This window comes from Ferruginibacter sp. SUN106, assembly GCF_050611765.1.
Lineage (GTDB): Bacteria > Bacteroidota > Bacteroidia > Chitinophagales > Chitinophagaceae > Ferruginibacter.
Genome location: NZ_JBODJC010000003.1, coordinates 1054768 through 1072415, shown reverse-complemented (window position 1 = coordinate 1072415; position 17648 = coordinate 1054768). Strand labels below are relative to the sequence as shown.

Here is a 17648-nt window from a genome sequence, read left to right as displayed (position 1 = left end):
TAAAGGGCGGTCAATGAAAATTGTACCGTCCTTTAGTTTATATAGAATTTAAAGATTGAATTTGGTAATTTTAAGCATGAAAAAAACTACACTACTTTATAGCTTTGTACTGTTATTGGTATTTACGCTCCATCAAACAATAATTGCACAACAACCGATGCAATTAACCGTGCAGCCAACCAAACCACTGGCACCCATTCAATCCACTATGTGGGGCATTTTTTTTGAAGACATCAATTTTGCAGCTGATGGTGGTTTGTATGCAGAGCTGGTAAAGAACCGTTCTTTTGAATTTCCTATGCCCATGATGGGGTGGAAAGAAATTGAAGAAAAAGGAAACACGTCTTCCACATTAATTGTAAACCACGGAAAAGAAAATACCGCCAATCTTCGTTATGCAAGTATTTCTATCAATAACCAATCACCTGTGTACGGATTAAGTAATGAAGGGTTCAGGGGTATGGGTATTTACGCAGGCAAGCAATATAATTTTTCGGTGGTGGCAAAAAATGAGGCAGGTGCAGCAGTAAAAATAAAAGTGCAATTGGTAAATGCTTCAGGAAAAATTATAGGAGAGACAGTACTGTCAAATTTTACCAGCGACTGGAAAAAATATACAGCTGTAATTACCACTACTGACTCTGCACAAAAAGGAAAATTAAATTTATTATTTGAAGGCAATGGTACCATCGATATTGATGTGGTCTCTTTATTTCCTGCCAATACTTTTAAAAACAGGCCGAATGGTTTAAGAGAAGACCTTGCACAAAAACTGGCCGATCTTAAACCAGGTTTTGTTCGTTTTCCCGGCGGTTGCATTGTGGAAGGAAGAGACCTGACCAATCGTTACCAATGGAAAACCACTGTGGGCAATGTTGATGATCGCAAATTAATTATGAACCGGTGGAATGTGGAATTCAAACAAAAATCTGCACCGGATTATTTTCAAAGTTTTGGATTAGGGTTTTATGAATATTTTCAACTGGCAGATGATATAGGTGCAGAACCGTTGCCGATATTGAATTGCGGTATGGCTTGTCAATACAACAGCGCAGAAGTTGTTGCTATTGACGCATTGCAACCTTATATACAGGATGCACTGGATCTTATAGAATTTGCCAACGGGCCTGTAACTACTTCATGGGGAAAACTGAGGGCTGATATGGGGCATCCGGCACCATTTAATTTAAAATTTTTAGGCGTGGGTAATGAACAATGGGAAGCACAATATTTCGACCGCTATAAAATTTTTGAAAAAGCGATTCTTGCAAAATATCCCAACATAAAAATTGTTTCCGGTTCAGGCCCTTATTCTAACGGAGAATATTTTGATATGGCCTGGAAGGAATTAAAGCAACTCAGCCCTTCATTAATTGATGAGCATTATTACAAGCCACCTAAATGGTTTTTGGATAATGCTAACCGCTATGATAAATACGATCGTAATGGTCCTAAAGTTTTTGCAGGAGAATATGCTGCACATTCAAAAGATAATAATAATTCGGAAGGAAGAAATAACTGGGAAAGTGCTATTGCTGAAGCTGCATTTATGACCGGCCTGGAAAGAAATGCTGATGTGGTGAACATGGCTTCTTACGCACCATTGCTGGCGCATGTGGAAGCATGGCAGTGGCGGCCTGACCTGATCTGGTTTGATAATTTACGTTCAATAGGAACACCGAATTATTATGTGCAGAAATTATTTTCTACCAACAGGGGAACGCATGTAATACCTGTTTTAAAAAATGGAGAAGTAGTAGCAGGAAAAGATAGCGTGTATGTAACGGCTGCTATTGATAAAAACAGCAACGAAGTGATTTTGAAAATGGTGAATATCAGTGGTGCATCAATTCCGCTGACATTAAATCTTGAAAATACTGTAGTGAATAAACAGGATGTAAAAGCAATGCTGCTGCAATCGGCCAATAAAGAAGCATTCAATTCGCTGGACAAACCTGCTGAAGTAGTACCGGTAGAAAAAATAATTTCCGTAAAAAATAATAAAGTAGCAGTGGTTTTAAATCCATCTTCACTTATTGTGATGAGAATTGCTTGTAAAAAATTATAAATGGCATATTATATTAAATGTAATCAGCTGGCTTGCCAAAAGAAGTCAAGTCTTTAAGACTTGACTTCTTTAAACGCTGCTTTATCAGTAACATTACTGCAGGCTCTAAAAATATTAATGCTGTTAGTTGGGGCTTGTTGAAACCGGGCAAAACAAAAACATAAACACTGAAATAAAATTTGATATGAAAAGACTAGCCATATTTACAGCATTGGGTTTACTATCTGCAGTTGCCAATGCTCAGGTAAAAGCTGCCAACGATGCATCACTGCATGCGATGAAGCCGGTGTATACTGTGCCTTATGAGCCTATGCCAAAAGAAGAAATAAAAAAAGTGCTGGATAAAGTATTTAATTATTTAGATGCCGTTACGCCTGCACAAATGATCAACAAAAAAACAAATGAACTGGTGAACGATGTCGCAAAAATTGATACCAATACAGTTTTGCAGCAAGGCGATTTCAGGATCACCAGTTATGAATGGGGAGTGACTTATGCAGCTATGCTATGGGCAGGAGAAATTACCGGCGATAAAAAATACACCAACTATACAAAAGACAGGTTTAATTTTTTTGCTAACTGGATACCCGCTGTAAAAAAATTAAAAGCAGCTGGTGGTTACACCGGCAATAATTATCCTTTGCACCAACCAATAGATCCAAAAGCATTGGATGATGCAGGTGCTGTTTGTGCAGCTATGATAAAAGCTACCACAATGGGAGTGAATAATAATTTACGTCCGCAGATTGATGTATACAGCGATTGGGTTGCTAAAAAAGAATATCGCCTACCGGATGGTACATTAGCAAGAAACCGTCCGCAGAAAAATACCATGTGGCTGGATGATATGTACATGGGGATACCAACGTTAGCACAAATGGGAAAACTTACCGGCGATAAAAAATATTTTGATGATGCTGTGAACCAGGTAAAATTATACAGCCAGCGAATGTTCATTAAAGAAAAAGGAATATACATGCATGGCTGGGTGGAGAGTATGGAAACACATCCTGAATTTAAATGGGCACGTGCTAATGGATGGGCTTTGCTGGCAACAGTTGAATTACTGGATGTGCTACCGGAAAACCATGAAGGGAGAGATTTTGTGTTGCAACAATTAAAAGCGCATGTAAAAGGTTTAGCCTCTTATCAAAGTGCCAGCGGTTTCTGGCACCAGTTGTTAGACAGGGAAGATAGTTATTTGGAAACATCTGCCACCGCCATTTATTCTTATTGTATTGCACATGCCTGCAACAAAGGCTGGTTAAATCCTGCTACCTATGCACCCATGGCTATGCTGGCATGGAATGCAGTAGCTACCAAAGTAAATGACAAAGGCCAGGTAGAAGGCACTTGTGTGGGAACAGGTATGGCATTTGATCCTGCATTTTATTATCACCGGCCTGTAAATGTTTTTGCAGCGCATGGTTATGGTCCGGTAATTTTAGCCGGCGCAGAAATGTATAAACTGGTGGCAAAAAATAAATTTAAAATGAACGATAGTGCGTTGCAGTATGAGGAGTAAAAATAAAGCTCAGGATGACAGTAGTAAAGATTGGTACAAGAAAAAATAAAAAAATGTATGAGTAGCAAGATGAAAACAATAATTGCTTTAATGCTTTTGTGTAGCGTTGCAAACGCACAACAAAAAACGAGTTTTAAATTTGATTTTGGGAATGGCGAAGCTGCAATAGGATACATACCGGTAACTGTGCGAACGATTTATACAGATGCACTTGGGTATGGTTTTATAAATCCGGATGAAGAAGAGCTAATTGGCCGGGCCCTTAAACCCTATAAAAAAAATAAAAGTATAACAGTAGATAATATTGGCAGTAGCAAACCTTTTTTCTTTTCTGTGAAGCTACCCGAAGGTAATTATGATGTAAAAGTTACACTGGGAGGGAGCGGTACATCTGCCACCACAGTAAGAGCGGAATGCAGAAGGTTATTTTTGCAAAACATTATTACTAAAGCTGGCGAAATAAGAACCGAAACCTTCACAGTTCATGTAAAAGATAGTTTGATAAGGGATGCAAAAGGTACTATAATAGATAAAGTAAAATTAAAAGAGAGAGAAATAAATTACTTGCATTGGGATAATCAACTCACGCTTGAATTTAATGATACTGCTTCCAGAGTTTGTGCCATAGAAATTACACCCAATACAAAAGCCACTACTATATTTTTATCCGGTAATTCAACCGTGGTTGATCAGGATAGAGAACCATGGGCATCATGGGGACAAATGATTCCCTCGTTTTTTGAAGGAAAGAATATTTGCATTGCTAACTATGCAGAGAGCGGAGAAACATTAAGCTCTTTTAAAAGCGCTAAACGCTTGCAGAAATTATTAAGCCTGATGAAAGCAGGCGATTATTTGTTTATAGAATTCGGTCACAACGATATGAAACAAAAAGGGGAAGGTATTGGCCCATTCACCTCTTACAAAGCCAGTTTAAAATATTTTATCAGCGAAACAAGAAAGAAAGGCGGCATACCTGTTTTGGTAACTTCTATGAACCGCAGAACTTTTGATTCCACGGGGCATATCACCAATTCATTAGGTGATTATCCTGAAGCTGTGCGGCAAACTGCTAAAGAAGAAAATGTGGCATTGGTTGATCTGAATGCGATGAGTAAGATTATGTATGAAGCCTGGGGTCCGGAAAAATCAATCAAAGCATTTGTGCATTATCCTGCCAATACATTTCCTAACCAGGATAAAAAATTAGAAGACAATACACACTTTAATACTTATGGAGCTTATGAGATATGCCGTTGTATTGTGCAGTCGATACAGGATAATAAATTGCCCATTGCAAAATATTTAAAGAAGGGAATTACGAAATTTAATCCTGCAGAACCCGATGCTGTAGAAAAATGGTACTGGCCGCAAAGTGTTTTAATGGCAGCAGTAAAGCCTGATGGTAATTAACCAGTAATAAAAATGAAACCTTATCTTCTTATACTTGCTGTTTTTTTTATTGTTACTGCAAAGGCACAGTATAATGTATATAATGTAAAAGATTTTGGCGCTAAGGCTGATGGCATTGCTGTTGATACAAAAGCAATCAACGATGCTATTGACGCTGCTTCAAAAAACGGAGGAGGAACTGTTTTTTTTTCTGCAGGCACTTACCTGAGTTTTTCTATTCACCTGAAAAGTTTTATCACTTTGCATTTTGATAATGGAGCAGTATTGCTGGCAGCTGATTCCACTGCTGATGGGAAATATGATGCAGCAGAAAAAAATGCCGACGATAAATACCAGGACTATGGCCATAGTCACTGGCATAATAGTTTGATATGGGGTGATAGCCTGCAAAATATTGCCATCACTGGTAATGGTATTATTAACGGGAAGGGATTGAGAAGAAACGCATCTGAAAGAAGGCCATGGGGCAATAAAGCCATTGCATTAAGATTGTGCCGCAATGTTACACTTCGGGATTTTACCATTTTGAACGGCGGTCATTTTGGAATACTGGCAACAGGTGTTGATAATTGTACAGTTGATAATTTGAAGATGGACACCAACCGTGATGGCATCGATATTGATTGTTGTAATAATGTGCATGTTTCTAATTGCAGCATCAACGCACCGTGGGATGATGCTATTTGTTTAAAAAGCTCTTATGCGCTGGGTTATGCAAGGGCAACAGAAAATGTTACCATCACCAATTGTATTGTGAGTGGTTATGATGTAGGTACTTTTTACAATGGCACTTACCAACGCAATGAGTGGAAGAAAGTGCCTGATAAAATGGGGCCAACGGGAAGGATAAAATTCGGAACAGAATCAAATGGAGGATTTAAGAATATCAGCATCTCCAATTGTGTGTTTGATTATTGCAGGGGCCTGGCTTTGGAAACTGTTGATGGTGCTTTGCTGGAAGATGTAGTGATCAGCAACATCACTATGAAAGATATTGTAAATGCGCCATTATTTTTAAGATTAGGTGCAAGAATGCGTGGCCCCGAAGGTACACCGGTTGGTAAATTAAGAAGGATAATGATCAGCAATATCAATGTATATAATGCCAATTCGCATTTTGCTTCTATCATTAGCGGAGTGCCCGGCAATGCTATAGAAAGCATTCAGTTGAGCAATATCAATATCCAATACCGCCAGATGGATTCTGCAACGGCAAAAATTCCTGCTATAGTTCCTGAAAATGAAAAAGATTATCCTGAGCCAGCAAAAATGGGTATCATGCCGGTGTATGGTTTTTTTATCCGCCATGTAAATGGTATTGCACTTAATAATGTGCAGGTGAGTTATTTGGGTAATGAAACCCGTGCGGCAATAATGATGGAGGATGTAAAAAATGCAACACTCTTCAGTATAAAAACGCAGGCGGTTGCCGGTGCTGATAATATCATCCTGAAAAATATAACACAGTTCAGTATAAAAAACAGCGAAGGTTTCAAAGATAAAAAAATCAAACAATCATCAGCCACAGTACTTTAATTCAATAACATGAAAGTATATTTTGTAGTCATCAGTTTTTTATTTTCTTTTTCAATGCAGGCACAGCAGGCAACTATAAATGTTGATCTGAATAAAAAAACAGGAGATATGAAACCGGTATGGGCATGGTTTGGTTATGATGAACCCAACTATACTTATATGAAGGATGGCAAAAAACTACTGAGTGAAATTGCAGCATTAAGCAAGGTGCCTGTTTATGTAAGGGCACATAGTTTATTGGTTACAGGCGATGGAACTCCTGCATTAAAATGGGGCAGTACCAATGCTTATACCGAAGACGTGAATGGTAAGCCCATTTACAACTGGACGATCATTGATAGTATTTTTGATACCTATATTAAAAGAGGCATGAAGCCACTGGCACAAATTGGTTTTATGCCAGAAGCGTTATCTACAAATCCCTCACCATACAAACACGATTGGAAGCCCGGCGACCCTTATTCTAAAATAATGACCGGATGGGCCTATCCGCCTAAAGATTACAACAAATGGGCAGAGCTGGTTTATCAATGGGTAAAACATAGTGTTGACCGTTATGGAAAGAAGGAAGTGGATAGCTGGTACTGGGAATTATGGAATGAGCCCAACGGCTACTGGAAAGGTACACAGGCAGAGTTCTTTAAATTGTATGACTATACTACTGATGCAGTAAAGAGAGCATTGCCTACGGCAAAGATCGGGGGAATAAATATTGCAGGTACAGCAAGTGCCGGTGCACAGGATTGGTTAAAGGCATTTGTTAAACATTGTTTTGAAGATACCAATGCAGTTACTAAAAAAATAGGTGCACCAATTGATGCATTTTTATTTCATGCCAAGGGATCTCCAAAGCTTGTAGATGGACATGTGCGTATGAATATGGGAAGGCAATTACAGGACATCAACGCAGGATTTAAATTAGTGGCCTCTTATCCGCAGTTAAAGAATATTCCTGTTATCATTGGCGAATCTGATCCGGAAGGTTGTGCTGCATGTGGCATGCAAACTAATCCTGAAAATGCGTATCGCAATGGCACCATGTATTCCAGTTATACAGCTGCATCTTTCGCAAGAAAGTATTTACTGGCAGATTCTTTTAAAGTAAATTTTTTAGGCGCTGTAACCTGGGCATTTGAATTTGAGAACCAACCCTGGTTCTATGGTTTCAGAGACCTGGCTACTAACGGTGTGGATAAACCGGTATTGAATGTATTCAGGATGTTTGGTATGATGACAGGAAAACGGGTGGCAGTTGATGCAGATGAAATGTATGACCTGAAATTAATAGTAGATTCCAGTGTAAGGGGTAAAAAGAATGATATTGGTGCTTTGGCAAGCTGTGATAAAAAAACGGGCGCCATCATGATATGGAATTATCATGATGACGATGATATCACAAAAGTACCTAAACCGGTTTTAATTAATATAAAGGGTATACCTACTAATACAATGACTATGACGGAGTATCGTATTGATGATACACATAGTAATGCTTATACCGCCTGGAAAAAAATGGGGCAACCGCAAAACCCAACCATGGCCCAGGTAAAGGAATTGGAAAAAGCCGGTCAATTACAGGTGATAAGAAAAATGAAAGACTTGTGGGTAGATAATGGAATAGGAATTTTTACCCTCAGTTTGCCACCACAGGGTGTAAGTTTATTAAAACTTGAGTTCATACAATTTCATGAACCAGCTAAGTAAACATCGTATGTAATTTCGGATAGTGGCCGGTGAAGACACTGGCCACGGAATTAAAATAAAAGCATGAAACAAATTTTTATCCTAACAATATTGTGTACTTTTTTTCTTCCATCAGTTGATGCTCAGTTGCTCAATATTAAGAATGATACATTCTGGAATACAAAAGATGGAAGCCCGATAAACAGCCAGGGAGGAGGAATATTCAGGTTTGCTGATCCCGTTACAGGTGTGGAAAAATATTACTGGTATGGAGTATATTATGAAGAAGCTGATGCTTATCGCAATAACCCGGTAACCTCATATTCAAAATGTACTTTTAAATCTGTTACCTGTTATAGTTCGGTTGATTTAGTGAACTGGAAATTTGAAGCCGATGTACTAACAAAAGAAGAAGTAATAAAGCCGGGAAAAAATAGTTGGGTGGGGCGCTTAGGTGTTGCTTATTTAAAAGAGCTTAAAAAATATGCACTGTTTGTACAGCATGATAAAGAAGTGTTGGTTGCAGTTGCTGATCAGCCTGCAGGAAAATTTACCTGGCATCAGAAAATTAATATGACCAATATGATTGGTACCAGCAATACCGGCGACCAAACGGTATTTACTGATGAAGATGGCAAGTCATATCTTATTTACTCTTATGGCAGCGGCAGAAATAAAATCTATGTGTCGGAGATCGGTGTTAAAGATGGGATGGTAAATTTATTAGATTGCACAAAGGTTTTCCAGGGTGAAAGCAGGGAAGGTAATTGTATGTTCAAATACAAGGGAAGATATTATATGTGTGCATCAAATATTTATGGCTGGGATGCTTCTTTTGCTTATTACCTGGTGTCGGATAATATAAGAGGCCCATTTACACCTGCGAATGATATGCAGGTAATGAATGGTTGTGCAGATGACTATGCACATGTTACGCAAACGGGATTTTTTTGTAACATAAAAGGCAGCAAGCAAGAAACTGTAGTGTACTGCGGTGACCGCTGGGCTGATTTTGCCGGCAATGGTTTAGGGTACAATCAATGGTTCCCGCTTTCATTTAATGATACCATACCTTATTTTAATTCACTCAGCTCCTGGAACATCAATGCAAAAACGGGAGAGTGGAATATTTCCGCTGATAATAATTATGTAAAGAATGGAAGTTTTGAAGCGGATAGAAGAAAAATTCCAAGCCCGGTTAAACCCGTGCAGGAATATTTATCAGGATGGCAGACTACGGTTGTGGAAGGCAATAAAATTTCGCAGGATAGTAACAGTTCACCCATACTGAATTATTTCAATAGTGAGAGTGATCGTAAAATGGTGACTGGTGAAAAAAGTATGAACATCAGTGATAAGGTAAATTTTAAAAGAAATATATCGCAAACAATAACGTCGTCACCTTATGTAGAGTTGCAGGATGGCTATTATACCATGACTGCAAAAGTGAAGAACAGCATTGGCTTTTCTACATTGGAAATGTATGCTTCTAGTAAAAGCAAATCTTTTGTAGTTACTGTTAAAGAAGAAAACACATCATGGAAAACAATCAGTATAGACCGTATAGCTGTTAAAGGAGGAAAGGTGGAAATTGGTTTTCGTGCAGCGGGTATGGCCAATGCTTTTTGTTATGTAGATGATGTATCGCTGGTGAAAATAAAGTGATAAAAAAGCAAATAATTTTATTGTATTAGTTTAAATAAATCAGGCGGATGAAAAAAAAAGTAAAACATATTGCAGGATTGTTCCTGCTGATACTGTCAAATACTATAAGCAATGCACAGGGTAATAGCGGAATAAAAGACACTACTTTTACAGCAACCGGTAACCCGATAATCAAATATAAATTTACTGCCGATCCTGCGGCAATGGTATATAAGGATAAAGTGTATATCTACACCGGGCATGATGTGGCCCCGGAAAAACGCAATGGTTATGAAATGCACGAATGGCTTTGTTTTTCTACAAGTGATATGAAAACATTTACCGAGCACCCATCTCCATTAAATGTAAAAGCTTTTAAGTGGGCAAAAGATGATGCCTGGGCCAGCCAGGTAATAGAACGTAACGGGAAATTTTATTGGTATGTAGCCATTACCCATGATAGCACACACCGTGGTAAAGCAATCGGCGTTGCAGTAAGTGATAATCCTTTAGGCCCGTTTACAGATGCAAAAGGATCTGCAATTATTACCAATGATATGACTACAGAGACTAAGATCAGCTGGGATGATATAGACCCTACCATTTTTATTGATGATAACAAACAAGCGTATTTATTCTGGGGTAATACCACATTGCATTATGTAAAGTTGAAAGAGAATATGATTGATATGGATGGGCCGATACAAACTATATCGCTGCCACATTTTACTGAAGCGCCGTGGGTACATAAAAAAAATGGCTGGTATTACTTATCTTACGCTTACGAATTTCCTGAAAAAATTGCGTATGCGATGAGTAAAAATATAGAAGGCCCCTGGATATACAAAGGCATCATTAATGAAATTGCAGGCAACTGTAATACCAATCACCAGGCTATTATTGAATTTAAAGGCAAGGATTATTTTATTTATCATAATGGTGCATTGGTGCCTGATTACGCCAGCTTCCATCGTTCTGTTTGTATTGATTACCTGTATTATAATAAAGATGGAACTATTAAAAGAGTTATGATGACGGGGGAAGGTGTGCAGGGAGGGAAGTAGGTAAATAAAGTAAGAAGTAAATAAAGTAGGAAGTAAATAGCTAAAACGTTTTCGTAGTTAAATTAAAATATAAATCATCAACCGAACTATTTCCTTAAACATTGAATAATTTAGAATTATGAAAAAAATATTTGTATCGTTATTAACGATTGCTGCAATTGTAAATATTTCGAAGGCACAAACTACAACTGTAGTGATTGATGCTACCAATTCTTCCAACATCATCAGCCGCCATATTTACGGGCATTTTTCCGAGCATCTTGGCCGCTGCATTTACGATGGCTTTTGGGTAGGTGATTCTGTGAATGTACCTAAAAAAGACAGGATAAGATTAGATGTGGTAGAAGCATTGAAAAAAATTAAAGTGCCTAATTTAAGATGGCCGGGTGGCTGCTTTGCAGATGAATATCATTGGCGTGATGGTATTGGTCCACGAAAAGAAAGGCCGTACATGGTAAATACCAATTGGGGTGGCGTATCAGAAGATAACAGTTTTGGCACGCATGAATTTTTGGACCTCTGCTCATTGATCGGTTGTGAACCTTACATCGCAGGTAATGTGGGTAGTGGTACGGTAGAAGAAATGGCCAAGTGGGTAGAGTATTTAAACAGCGATGCTAAAAGTACCATGACCGACCTGCGTAAACAAAATGGCCGCAGCGAACCGTGGCGTGTGAAATTCTGGGGCGTAGGTAACGAAAGCTGGGGCTGTGGTGGAAATATGACTGCTGATTTTTATGCCGATCAATACAAACGTTATGCAGTATATGCAAGAGATTATGCAAAAGCACCATTGATGAAAATTGCCAGCGGTGCTAACAGCGGCGACTACAACTGGACGGAATCGTTGATGAAAAATGTTGGCCCCGGCAGAATGTGGGGCATCACTTTACATTACTACACCATTCCTTCCGGCAATTGGGGAAAGAAAGGATCGGCTACTGCATTTGATGAAAAAGAATATTTCAATACCATGAAGAATTGCCTGGTGATGGAAGACCTGGTTACAAGGCATTCTACCATCATGGATAAATATGATCCTGCAAAAAGAACAGCGTTAGTGGTGGATGAATGGGGTATATGGACAGATGTGGAACCTGGTACTAATCCCGGTTTTTTATACCAGCAAAACAGTTTACGTGATGCATTGATTGCAGGAACCACTTTAAATATCTTCAACAATCACAGCGACAGGGTGCGTATGGCAAACCTGGCGCAAACCATCAATGTATTGCAATCTATTATTCTTACCAAAGGAGATAAGATATTGCTCACACCAACCTATTATATTTTTGATATGTACAAAGTGCATATGGATGCAAAAAAACTGAACATTAATTTTAAATCACCGGATTATGTGAACGAGAACAACAAAATTCCTGCACTGAATATTTCTGCATCCCAGGACTCAACCGGTACAGTACACATTACATTGGTTAATCTTGATCCCAATAAAAAAATGAATTTACAAACGGCATTGGTTGGGCTAAACTGGAAGACAGTACAGGGACAAATTCTTACTTCTGCAAAGCTAACTGACATCAATACTTTTGAAAACCCTGATAAGGTTAAAAACGTACCTTTCAATGGAGCAAAAAAATCTGGTGACCAGTTAACGGTGGAATTGCCGGCACAAAGTATTGTAATGCTGGAATTAAAATAAAACCCTGTTTCCTAAAAATACCCCCGAAAGGGTATAGGCTGGTTACTATAGATGCTTACTTTAGCAATTCATGAAACTCTTTTTTACCAGCCTTGAGCAAAATCTGATAACTGCAGCGCCGGTTACAGTGGCGTACAGAAATCTGTATAATGCCGAAGCACAGCTTGTACAGGACATGCTACAGGAAAACCTTCAGCATGACCAGGAGTTTAAGACCAAACTATCTGGCGAAATTTTTAATTTTTTACAATTCACCGCTTCAATGTTGTGTGCCTTTCCTGTGGGCCTGTACATGCGTAAGCGCATCCGTAAAAACAAAAGGCTTAATTATATCCTGCAGTTTAAAGAATTATTACAGGTAAGAAATAATATCGAAAAAGGTTCTTTTGCTTACGACACTTTATTGTTTAAGCAATCACCGGTACAATTATTAAAAAATAAAAGTCACCTGGCCAACCTGGTTTGCCTGGCTATTCTTTTTGGTGATGAATTTATTGACGGCATTGCTGCCGAACATGGCAAAGAAAACATACAGCGCATTCTTTATAATGAAGATCTCGATTATTACCTGCGTTACAAAAAAATAAATAACCGGCATGAATTATATTATGAGTTTGACATCTGCGAAGTATTACCTGACCAGGTTTTAGAAAGTAGCAACAGCAAATACGGCATTACTTACAAAGCATTTTATAATCACCTGCAATTTTTATTGCAGGAAATGAATAGTTACCTGAATAAACTGGATGATGAAAAAGCCACAGAAGCAGCACAACTGATCTGCAAGGCCTGTAATAAATGTTTTGATACTTATAAAGCAGATATTAATGAATTTGACGGCAACTATACTTTAACCAACCTGTTGCAATACCAAAAAACAAAAGACGATGATATCATACAGGTGCTGCTTACATTAAGGGCAGTACTGTTGAACAAAAAGCAATTGCAGTATCAAAAGCAATTCAGCAGCTGGAGCAGTATGGTACGTAGTATGCAGTTGTATGATGATATGGAGGACGTAGCAGGTGATTGTGATTTTCAAATGAATGTGCTTTGCTTTTTTGCTAAAAATTATTTTACAGAAGAATGGTTGTGGCTACAGCAGCATAAAGAAAGGTTACAAAAATGTAAAGGCATAGAACTGCATAGTACTATCAGTGTGTACATGCCTGCCAGCTGCATGATGGCGATGCAATATGCCCGTAATATTGCACATACTAAATTGAGCTGGGTGCAGCGCAAAATACAAAACTACCTGTGGCGAAAAAACTGGCTGGGCTTTAATAACCCGCTGCTAAACAAAAATGGTTTTTGCCTTTCTGCAGTAATGAATAAAAAAGATAACAGCATTCCGCTAAAACTCTATTTTATTCATAAGCAGGTAATGTATGGCGGGTATACATTTATCACTGCTGATATGAAATGGGCATACATCATTGATGTGGCATTAATGGATAGTGAATTAAAAACCTTCCTGCTAAAAAAACTCTCCCGTAAAGAAAGGTATTTTTTAACCAGCTGTTACCTGGAGTTTCCCATTGCAAAAAAAGCAGCGATCGCCAAAAAAATACTTACTGGTAATAACGTAAATCCCGTTAGCTAAATGAGGTTTCTGGCTACATTTTTTTGTATGGGCTTCTTTGTAATTGCATTTGCACAGCCTAGGTACAACGCTCCATTGTTAGATACATTGCAGGAAATAGCCAACAGTAATACTCCCTCAAAATATTTTGCCCGTTTATATTACAAAGCTATAGAAACCACTAACCGCTATACCATTGCAAAACCAGATAGTGTAAAGCAATTTATATTTGGATTTGAATCTCTTTTTGCACCAACTTTTTTCAGGTCTTACCATAACTACATTACACAGCAACCCCAGGAATTCAGCTGGAAAAATTATTATGCTGATACCGGTTTAAATGAATTGCAATACCAGTTTATGGGAATGAATGCTCATATTAACGGCGACATGTGGCTGGCGCTGAAAGATAAATTTGGCTATGATACACTCAAAAAATATAAGCAGCCGCTGCTGCAATTTCAAAAAGCATTGAATAGTTTTTTTGATAGTATTTACGTTGCAACAGGAAAGTATAAAAAAGTAAAACGCCTCCATTTTTTTACATTAGGCGCCGATAAAATAATGGGAAGGCAAATGATATTTAACTGGCGGAAAAGGCAGGTGCAAATGGCTTTACTGTTTTATAGCAATCCCGGCAAATGCAAAAGAAAATTACGCCGTGTTAAAAAGAGAATGCAGCACTACGACAGGTTTGCGATGCACTGGATAAAGTAAATCTTACTAATTAGTTGGGGCGGTAAAAAAATGTTGCAGAGTTAAATTTACCAAACAGGCATTTAAGGCATATAAGATTGATATGTGTATTCTATATGCCTAAAATGTCTTAAATGCCTATATGGTGTAAAAAAATACCTTTCAATTTATAGCAAGTTTCGGGTTTTTAATTGTGCAGTCCTGCTGTACTTTTGTACTGTTATGAACGATTACGAAAGAATAGAAAAAGCCATTGTGTATTTAAAGGAAAACTTTAGAGACCAACCCGATCTGGATGTGGTGGCAAAACAGGTACACCTGAGTCCGTTTCATTTTCAACGTTTATTTAAAGAGTGGGCAGGCGTAAGTCCTAAAAAATTTCTCCAGTTCATCAGTGTAGAGTATGCAAAAAATTTATTAAAACAAAACCGCTCCTTATTTGATGTAAGTTTTGAAACCGGTTTATCAGGTACCGGAAGATTGCATGATCTGTTTATTGGTATAGAAGGAATGACGCCGGGTGAATTTAAAAACGGGGGAGAGGCTTTACTGATACAATATAGCTTTGCAGCAACTCCCTTTGGCGAAATTGTTATAGCTTCTACAGAAAAAGGCATCTGTCATATTTCATTTATTAAAAATCAAAAGGAGGGCTTAGAGAACCTCCGGTATTTTTTTCCTAATGCACAGTTGGTTAAAAAAAGGGATCATTTGCAGGAAGATGCACTGCAGTTTTTTACCGGCGACTGGAATGATCTTAAAAAAATAAAGCTGCATCTGAAAGGAACGGCCTTTCAACTAAAAGTATGGCAATCGCTGTTGCATATTCCCTTTGGCAACATGGCCACTTATGGTACTATTGCCGGCAGTATACAAAATCCAAAAGCATCAAGGGCAGTGGGTACTGCCATTGGTGATAATCCTGTTGCATTTTTAATTCCTTGCCACCGTGTAATAAAATCAACGGGTATTATTGGTGATTATCACTGGGGCAGCCACCGCAAAACTGCTATCCTTGGTTGGGAAGCTGCAAAACTCTCTCCTGAAAATTAACTCCGCAAATATCGGGTTGAGATAAAATATTTGTTGCGGCAACTTTGTATCAATAAAATTAATCAACATGAATCAGTTTAAAATTATTCCACTGAGTGAGGAATTTGCCGCAACAATTCGTTCCACCAATACCGATGCATTCGGGCATACCGTAACAGAAAAGCTGGCAACAGGTAAAGGTCCTTGCAGGGTCTCTTTAAAACCATTTGCAGTGGGGGAAGATATGCGCTTGCTCTTATCGCACAGTCCATTTGAAAAAGACAATGCATTCAACCAGCCAGGCCCGATCTTTATTCATAAAAAAGAAGTGGAGGCGTATAAAGATGTGCATCGTTTTCCACCCGAGATAAAAGCAGATAAGGAAAGTTTTCCTTTGTCATTAATAGGGTACAGTAAAAATCAGCAAATGGTTTTTGCAAAACTGGTTGGGGAAGATGATATAGATGAACTGATTGTAAAAATATTTGAAGAGCATCCTTATGTAGCCTATCTGCATGCAAGAAATGCAGAAGCCTGTTGTTTCATTTGTAAGATTGAAAGAGTGGAAGTAAAAGGATAATGCTCTTTTTTTATTTGAGTATCGCTGCAATTATCATTGCAACGAAGAACCCTGTTAGTGTATACTTCAACTTTAAAAGCGGAAAACAGGGCTTACGGTATTTTAGGTTTCTCCACACTAAAAGTAATTGTTGTGCCTTTGCCAATTTTACTTTCAACTGTTAGCAAACCATTAATTGAAGCGGCACGTTCATGCATGTTGGTAATGCCGGGTGTTTCTTTCTCTTCGTTAATATCAAACCCCTTTCCATCATCGGTAATGGTAAGTACAATCTTGCCCGACAGTTCTTCAATACGTATAATAACATTGTTTGCCTGTGCATGATAGGTAACATTGGTTAATGATTCCTGGCATATTCTAAAGAGGTCGGTCTTTAATTCCGGTGTTAATTTTTCTTCGTCATAATAATTTTCAAATTTGCAGGGAAAACCATTCAGCAATCCAAATTCGTTGCAAAGCCATTCCAGTGTAGTATTAAATCCAAGGTCATCCATCATGCCGGGACTGATGGAAAACGATATTCTCTGAATTGATTTTATCAACATCCTCGAAACAACTGAAGCATGATCGATCCTGTTTTTTAGAGGTTCAGGCAAATTGGTCATAGCATTTGCAATCCAGTCGATATCCATTTTTATAACAGATACTAATTGGGCTAACTCTTCATGCAATTCATAGGCAAAGTTTTTTTTATCTTTTTCTATGCGCTTTTTAAAATGCGTGGCTAAGCTCTTGAATTTATTATACTTTTCATCTACCTCTTTTTCTATTAATTTTCTTTCGGTAACATCTTTTGCAATCGCAAATACAAGTTCGCTATCGGCAAAATAAATAGAGGTCCATTCCAGCCAGACTACATTGCCACTCTTGGTAACATAACGATTATTGAAATTACGCAATGGTTTACCCTGCAGCATTTCCTGGCGGGTCTGGTGTGTGATTTCTTTGTCTTCAGGATGGATGAACGAAGCAATGGGAGCTGCAAATAATTCTTCTTTAGTGTACCCCAGTTTATCGATAACAGCAAGATTGATTTTTCTGAAAAAGCCATCCTTGCCGGCAAGGCAAACAAGGTCGGGTGTCATTTCAAAAAAAGCAGATAATTCTATTTCAGGTTTCAGCAGGTTTTCCATGCTCATAGGTTTTGTAAGAACGAAAAAAA

At 38.2% G+C, this 17648-nt stretch carries 13 protein-coding genes; 12 read left to right on the top strand and 1 reads right to left on the bottom strand.

Annotated elements, in window-relative coordinates:
- Positions 1–76 precede the first annotated feature (76 nt).
- From ACQ334_RS16025 to ACQ334_RS15970, 12 genes are all read left to right on the top strand, one after another.
- Positions 77–2068, top strand: coding sequence for an alpha-L-arabinofuranosidase C-terminal domain-containing protein (locus ACQ334_RS16025; RefSeq protein WP_430989257.1), 1992 nt, complete (start codon positions 77–79; stop codon positions 2066–2068).
- A gap of 184 nt (positions 2069–2252) precedes the next feature.
- Positions 2253–3593, top strand: coding sequence for a glycoside hydrolase family 88/105 protein (locus ACQ334_RS16020; protein WP_430989256.1), 1341 nt, complete (start codon positions 2253–2255; stop codon positions 3591–3593).
- Between the two features lie 69 nt (positions 3594–3662).
- Positions 3663–5006, top strand: coding sequence for a rhamnogalacturonan acetylesterase (locus tag ACQ334_RS16015; protein ID WP_430989255.1), 1344 nt, complete (start codon positions 3663–3665; stop codon positions 5004–5006).
- Between the two features lie 12 nt (positions 5007–5018).
- Positions 5019–6542 (top strand): rhamnogalacturonidase, encoded by a 1524-nt coding sequence (locus tag ACQ334_RS16010; protein ID WP_430989254.1) that lies wholly within the window; start codon positions 5019–5021, stop codon positions 6540–6542.
- Between the two features lie 9 nt (positions 6543–6551).
- Positions 6552–8246, top strand: coding sequence for a GH39 family glycosyl hydrolase (locus ACQ334_RS16005; protein ID WP_430989253.1), 1695 nt, complete (start codon positions 6552–6554; stop codon positions 8244–8246).
- A gap of 63 nt (positions 8247–8309) precedes the next feature.
- Positions 8310–9890 carry a family 43 glycosylhydrolase gene (locus ACQ334_RS16000; RefSeq protein ID WP_430989252.1) on the top strand — a complete coding sequence of 527 codons (1581 nt, stop codon included), beginning with the start codon at positions 8310–8312 and terminating at the stop codon, positions 9888–9890.
- Positions 9891–9937: 47 nt separating this feature from the next.
- Positions 9938–10933 carry a glycoside hydrolase family 43 protein gene (locus ACQ334_RS15995; protein ID WP_430989251.1) on the top strand — a complete coding sequence of 332 codons (996 nt, stop codon included), beginning with the start codon at positions 9938–9940 and terminating at the stop codon, positions 10931–10933.
- Between the two features lie 118 nt (positions 10934–11051).
- A complete protein-coding gene (locus tag ACQ334_RS15990) occupies positions 11052–12596 on the top strand; it encodes an alpha-N-arabinofuranosidase (protein ID WP_430989250.1) in 1545 nt (514 codons plus the stop codon).
- A 70-nt stretch (positions 12597–12666) separates the two neighbouring features.
- The gene (locus ACQ334_RS15985; protein ID WP_430989249.1) at positions 12667–14199 is read left to right on the top strand and encodes a hypothetical protein; all 1533 of its coding nucleotides are present in this window, start codon (positions 12667–12669) and stop codon (positions 14197–14199) included.
- Between the two features lie 27 nt (positions 14200–14226).
- Positions 14227–14895, top strand: coding sequence for a DUF5995 family protein (locus tag ACQ334_RS15980; protein ID WP_430989248.1), 669 nt, complete (start codon positions 14227–14229; stop codon positions 14893–14895).
- A gap of 201 nt (positions 14896–15096) precedes the next feature.
- Positions 15097–15927, top strand: coding sequence for a bifunctional helix-turn-helix domain-containing protein/methylated-DNA--[protein]-cysteine S-methyltransferase (locus ACQ334_RS15975; protein ID WP_430989247.1), 831 nt, complete (start codon positions 15097–15099; stop codon positions 15925–15927).
- A 67-nt stretch (positions 15928–15994) separates the two neighbouring features.
- The gene (locus ACQ334_RS15970) at positions 15995–16486 is read left to right on the top strand and encodes a DUF1203 domain-containing protein (protein WP_430989246.1); all 492 of its coding nucleotides are present in this window, start codon (positions 15995–15997) and stop codon (positions 16484–16486) included.
- Between the two features lie 92 nt (positions 16487–16578).
- Here the strand turns inward: ACQ334_RS15970 and ACQ334_RS15965 are convergent, their stop codons facing one another.
- Positions 16579–17619 carry a PAS domain-containing sensor histidine kinase gene (locus ACQ334_RS15965; protein ID WP_430989245.1) on the bottom strand — a complete coding sequence of 347 codons (1041 nt, stop codon included), beginning with the start codon at positions 17617–17619 and terminating at the stop codon, positions 16579–16581.
- Between the last annotated feature and the right edge of the window lie 29 nt (positions 17620–17648).

What these genes read in the sequence shown, in the direction of transcription:
- ACQ334_RS15970 (WP_430989246.1), top strand. Translation starts at nt 15,995, where the DNA reads ATGAATCAGTTTAAAATTATTCCACTGAGTGAGGAATTTGCCGCAACA.
- ACQ334_RS15995 (WP_430989251.1), top strand. Translation starts at nt 9,938, where the DNA reads ATGAAAAAAAAAGTAAAACATATTGCAGGATTGTTCCTGCTGATACTG.
- ACQ334_RS15985 (WP_430989249.1), top strand. Translation starts at nt 12,667, where the DNA reads ATGAAACTCTTTTTTACCAGCCTTGAGCAAAATCTGATAACTGCAGCG.
- ACQ334_RS15980 (WP_430989248.1), top strand. Translation starts at nt 14,227, where the DNA reads ATGGGCTTCTTTGTAATTGCATTTGCACAGCCTAGGTACAACGCTCCA.
- ACQ334_RS16020 (WP_430989256.1), top strand. Translation starts at nt 2,253, where the DNA reads ATGAAAAGACTAGCCATATTTACAGCATTGGGTTTACTATCTGCAGTT.
- ACQ334_RS16015 (WP_430989255.1), top strand. Translation starts at nt 3,663, where the DNA reads ATGAAAACAATAATTGCTTTAATGCTTTTGTGTAGCGTTGCAAACGCA.
- ACQ334_RS16000 (WP_430989252.1), top strand. Translation starts at nt 8,310, where the DNA reads ATGAAACAAATTTTTATCCTAACAATATTGTGTACTTTTTTTCTTCCA.
- ACQ334_RS16025 (WP_430989257.1), top strand. Translation starts at nt 77, where the DNA reads ATGAAAAAAACTACACTACTTTATAGCTTTGTACTGTTATTGGTATTT.
- ACQ334_RS15990 (WP_430989250.1), top strand. Translation starts at nt 11,052, where the DNA reads ATGAAAAAAATATTTGTATCGTTATTAACGATTGCTGCAATTGTAAAT.
- ACQ334_RS15965 (WP_430989245.1), bottom strand. Translation starts at nt 17,619, where the DNA reads ATGGAAAACCTGCTGAAACCTGAAATAGAATTATCTGCTTTTTTTGAA.
- ACQ334_RS16010 (WP_430989254.1), top strand. Translation starts at nt 5,019, where the DNA reads ATGAAACCTTATCTTCTTATACTTGCTGTTTTTTTTATTGTTACTGCA.
- ACQ334_RS15975 (WP_430989247.1), top strand. Translation starts at nt 15,097, where the DNA reads ATGAACGATTACGAAAGAATAGAAAAAGCCATTGTGTATTTAAAGGAA.
- ACQ334_RS16005 (WP_430989253.1), top strand. Translation starts at nt 6,552, where the DNA reads ATGAAAGTATATTTTGTAGTCATCAGTTTTTTATTTTCTTTTTCAATG.